Consider the following 5,301-nt stretch of genomic DNA (forward strand, 5'->3'; position numbering starts at 1 on the left):
ACTGGCGCCGTTCGCCGTCGTTGGCAAATTGGCCGCGCTGCACGCGCCGAGGCGCGCATCAGCCACATCGACCAGGGCGACGGTGTCCGGCACCGGCTGCTGCGCCGTGCCCAGCACCAGTTTGGCGTTGCAGTCAGACAGCATCAGTGCCTGACGCTGCAACGGCAGTACCGCGTCCAGCGGCACGTAGACGCCGCCCGCCTTCAGCACCGCCAGTTGCGCGGCCACCAGTGCGATCGAGCGCTCCAGCGCGATGCCCACGTAGTCGCCATCGACCACGCCTTCATCACGCAGATGGTGGGCCAGGCGGTTGGCCATGACGTTCAATTCCGCATAGCTCACTTGCAGGTCTTCAAACACCAACGCGACCGCGTCCGGTGTGGCGTCCACCTGCTGTTCGAACAGCTGATGGATCGCGCTATCGTGCGGGTAGGCCAGGTTGGTGTCGTTCCATCCCACCAGCACTTGTTCGCGTTCGACCGCAGGCAGCACGGTCAGCGTTTGCACCGGCGTCGCCGGTGCACTTTCCAATGCACTCACCAGTTGCTCCAGCGCGGTGTGCAGATAGGCGCAGACCCGTCCAGCGTCCACGCCAGCGCTCACTTGCGCCGTCAATTGGAAGCCTGTACCGAAATCGTCCACTGACATCGTCAGTGGATAGTTGGTGCGCTCTTCGCCGGACAACATTTCCATGCCGTGCCAGCCGCCAGCGGCGTGTCCGACGTCGTCGTTCGCCGCCTGCTGCGCCGAATGGCGGTAGTTGAACAGCGCCGAGAACAACGGCGCCGGCGCCGCCACGCCACTGCAGCGCTGCGCCAACGCCAGCGAGGCGTGTTCGTGGCGCATCAATCCCATCAATCGCGCATGGGTCGCCAGCACGCTCGCGCGCACCGATTGCACGCCCACGTCCAGCCGCAACGGCAGCGTGTTGATAAACATACCCAATGCACGGTCCGCACCGGCACCGCCCTGCATCCGGCCGAACATCACCGTGCCGAACACCACCGCTTCGCGTCCCGATGCTTTCGACAGCACCTGCGCCCAGGCCAGGTGCAGCACGGAGGCAGCGCTCACGCCCAGGCCGCGTGCTTGCTCACGAATACGAGCAGCCAGTACCACGTCTACTTGCTGATGCGCTTCGCCGATCAGGCTACCATCGCCCTGCACGTCGAGCAGGCCGAATGGCGCCGTGGTCTCGTCGATGTCGGACAGCATGTCGCGGAAGAAGCCTTCATGCTCTTCCTGCGATACGCCCAGTCGCGCCTGTGCCACATAGTTACGGAATGGCAGTGCCGGCGCCAGGGCTTCGCCTTGCAGCGTCGCCTGGATTTCGCCGATCAGAATTTCCATCGTCGTGTGGTCGATCGCCAGGTGGTGCGCCAGGATCTGCAGCAGCCAACGATCTTGTACCGGATCGTGCGCGTAGAAGCCGCGCATCAGCGGCGCCTCGCGCACGTCGATGCGGTAGTGGCGTGGATCGTAACGCTCCGACAGCTGTTCGCCGACGTCGCCCTCGTCCACCACAACCTGCTCCACCTGCAGCGGCGCCTGGCGCCAGACCACTTGCAGAGCCGAGTCCAGTCCTTCCCACTGCACAGCCGTGCGCAGGATGTCGTGGCGTGAAATCACCGTTTGCAGCGCCGTCAGGAAGCCGTCGAGTCGCTCGCGGCTGTCGAAACTGATCAGGCTAGGCAACAGGTACGCGTCGCCGTTCTGGCTCATCAGGTGATGGAACAAGATCCCTTCCTGCAGCGGAGCCAGCGGATAGATATCCTGGATGTTGGCCGCGCCGCCCGGTACCTGGGCCGCTACGCGGTCGATCTGTTCTTGAGTCAGGTCGATCAATGGCAGCATTGCCGGCGTGATGTGCTCGCAACCGTCCACGATGCCGTTCTCCGGCACCACTACTTCGTGCCCGCCCTGTCCAACCGCCGCCGCCAGTTGGGCGATGCTTGGGGTGCTGAACAGCGCCCGTACATCGGCCTTCAAGCCGACCTGGCGCATGCCTTCGATCAGGCTGACCGCCAGCAGCGAATGGCCGCCCAGTTCGAAGAAGTTGTCGTGACGACCTATCGTTTCACGTTGCAGCACCTTGGACCAGATGGCCGCCAGCGCTTCCTCGATTTCGCCTTGCGGTGCCTCGTAGGCACGCTGGATATATGCGTCGCCTTCCGGCGCCGGCAAGGCTTTGCGGTCCAGCTTGCCGTTTGGCGTCAGCGGCAGCGCCGCCAGCAGCACGAAGGCCGACGGCACCATGTAATCGGCCACTTCGCTTGCCAATGCAGCGCGCAGTTGCGCCGCATCCGGCGTGTGACCGTCGCGTGCCACCACGTACGCCACCAGGCGCTTGTCGCCCGGCTGGTCTTCGCGCGCCAGCACCACCGCCTCGCGCACGCTCTCGATGCGCGCCAGGCGCGCCTCGATCTCGCCCAGCTCGATACGGAATCCGCGGATCTTGACCTGGAAGTCGTTGCGGCCCAGGTACTCGATATTGCCGTCCGCCAGATGGCGGCCCAGATCGCCCGTCTTGTACATGCGGCCGTCCTGGCTGAACGGATCGCGCAGGAAGCGCTCCGCCGTCAGCTCCGGACGGTTCAGGTAGCCGCGTGCGACGCCCGCGCCACCGATGTACAGCTCGCCGATCACACCGATCGGTACCGGTTGCAGTTGGCCATCCAGGATATACACCTGGGTATTGGCCACCGGACGGCCGATATGCGGCACGAAACCTTGCGCCCGTGGCATCGCCACCCAGGTCGAGTACGTCGTCGTCTCCGACGGACCGTACAGATTGCACACCGTCTCCACCTCGGTGCTGGCGAACAGTTTCTCGACCAGGCTGCGTTTCAGCGCCTCGCCGGCCAGGTTGATCGTGCGCACGGTCGCCGGCACGGCGCCGGCGTTGGCCAGCGCATCAATGGCAGACGGCACGGTATTAATCAGCGTCACGTCGGCCGGCTGTTGCAGCAGGCTCAAGGCGTTGCCCACCAGCGTGATGCTGGCGCCGCGCGACAGCGGCACAAAGCATTCATAGACCGCCAGATCGAAATTGAGCGAGGTCGAGAACAGCGTGCGCTGCAATGCTTCCACGCTGAAGGCCGTACCCGCCCAATGGATGAAGTTGACCGCGTTGCGGTGCGTGAGCATCACGCCCTTCGGTTCTCCGGTCGAGCCGGAGGTGTAGATGATGTAGGCCAGGTGTTCTGGTTGCAGGCCGGTGTCGGCCGCGTCCAGATCGGCTGGCGATTGCGCGCTCCATGCTTCCTGCGCGCCCAGGTCCACGACCGGGCAACCGCCCATTGCCAACGAGGCAACCAGGCCGGAAGTCGGACCATGGGCCAGGATCGCCGCAGGGACGCTGTCGGCCAGCATATAGGCCAGGCGTTCGGCCGGATAGGCCGGGTCCATCGGCACATAGGCGCCGCCCGCCTTGAGCGTGGCCAGCAGTGCAACCACCATCTCCACGCTGCGTTCGACACACAGCGCAACCCGCACATCCGGGCCGACGCCCAGGCCGCGCAGATGGCGCGCCAGGCGGTTCGCCCGGGCGTTCAGTTCCGCGTAACTCAGTTCCTGTTCGTTAAACACCAGCGCCACCGCATCCGGCGTGGCGGCGGCCTGCTGTTCGAACAGCTCGTGCATCGCGCTGTCTTGCGGGTAGGCCAGTTGGGTATCGTTCCATCCCACCAGCACCTGCTCGCGCTCGGCGGCCGGCAGCACGCCCAGCGTGTGCATCGCGGTCTCCGGTGCGCTTTCCAATGCGGTCACCAGTTGCTCGAGCGCGGTGTGCACATAAGCGCAGATGCGCTCCGCATCCACGCCGGCGCTCACTAGCGCCGTCAGCTGGAAACCCGTACCGAGATCATCGACCGACATCGTCAGCGGATAGTTGGTGCGTTCTTCGCCGGACAGCACTTCCATGCCGTCCCAGACAGCGTTGTGGCCGCCCGCGCTGTTCGCCTCGTTCTGCGCCGAGTGGCGGAAGTTGAACAGCGCCGAGAACAACGGCGCCGGCGCCGCCACGCCACTGCAGCGCTGCGCCAACGCCAGCGATGCGTGTTCGTGGCGCATCAATCCCATCAATCGTGCATGGGTCGCCAGTACGCTCGCGCGCACCGATTGCGCGCCCACGTCCAGCCTTACCGGCAGCGTGTTGATGAACATGCCCAATGTACGGTCCGCACCGGCACCGCCCTGCATCCGGCCGAACAGCACCGTGCCGAACACCACCGCTTCGCGGCCCGACGCTTTCGACAATACCTGCGCCCAGGCCAGGTGCAGCACGGAGGCCGCGCTCACGCCCAAGCCGCGCGCCTGTTCGCGGATACGTGCCGCCAGTGCCACGTCGATTTCGCGCCGCGCTTCGCCGATCAAGGTGCCGTCGCCCTGCACGTCGAGCAGGCCGAATGGCGCCGTGGTCTCGTCGATGTCGGACAGCATGTCGCGGAAGAAGCCTTCGTGCTCTTCCTGCGATACGCCCAGTCGCGCCTGTGCCACATAGTTACGGAATGGCAGCGCCGGCGCCAGGGCTTCGCCTTGCAGCGTCGCCTGAATTTCGCCGATCAGGATTTCCATCGTCGTATGGTCGATCGCCAGGTGGTGCGCGAGGATCTGCAGCAGCCAACGATCTTGCACCGGATCGTGCGCGTAGAAGCCGCGCATCAGCGGCGCCTCGCGCACGTCGATGCGGTAGTGGCGTGGATCGTAACGCTCCGACAGCTGCTCGCCGACGTCGCCCTCGTCCACCAAAACCTGCTCCACCTGCAGCGGTGCCTGGCGCCAGACCACTTGCAGAGCCGAGTCCAGTCCTTCCCACTGCACAGCCGTGCGCAGGATGTCGTGGCGTGAAATCACCGTTTGCAGCGCCGTCAGGAAGCCGTCGAGTCGCTCGCGGCTGTCGAAACTGATCAGGCTAGGCAACAGGTACGCGTCGCCGTTCTGGCTCATCAGGTGATGGAACAAGATCCCTTCCTGCAGCGGAGCCAGCGGATAGATATCCTGGATGTTGGCCGCGCCGCCCGGTACCCGGGCCGCCACGCGGTCGATCTGCTCTTGCGTCAGGTCGATCAATGGCAGCATCGATGGCGTGATGTGTTCACAGCCGTCGGCGATGCCGTTCTCCGGCACCACCACTTCGTGTCCGCCCTGCCCCACGGCAGCCGCCAGTTGGGCGATGCTTGGGGTGCTGAACAGCGCCCGTACATCGGCCTTCAAGCCGACCTGGCGCATGCCTTCGATCAGGCTGACCGCCAGCAACGAATGGCCGCCCAGCTCGAAGAAGTTGTCGTGGCGGCCGATGGT

Annotated in this window: 1 protein-coding gene; it reads right to left on the minus strand. The window is 65.3% G+C overall.

Translation table 11 applies throughout. The annotated features are described in order from the left end of the window. Nucleotides 1-5,301, minus strand: a 5,301-nt coding sequence (locus tag AC1RMD_RS31035) for an amino acid adenylation domain-containing protein (RefSeq protein ID WP_492932694.1), incomplete at both ends; no start/stop codon positions are given.

This window comes from Duganella sp. GW822-FHT06D06 (assembly GCF_058799615.1).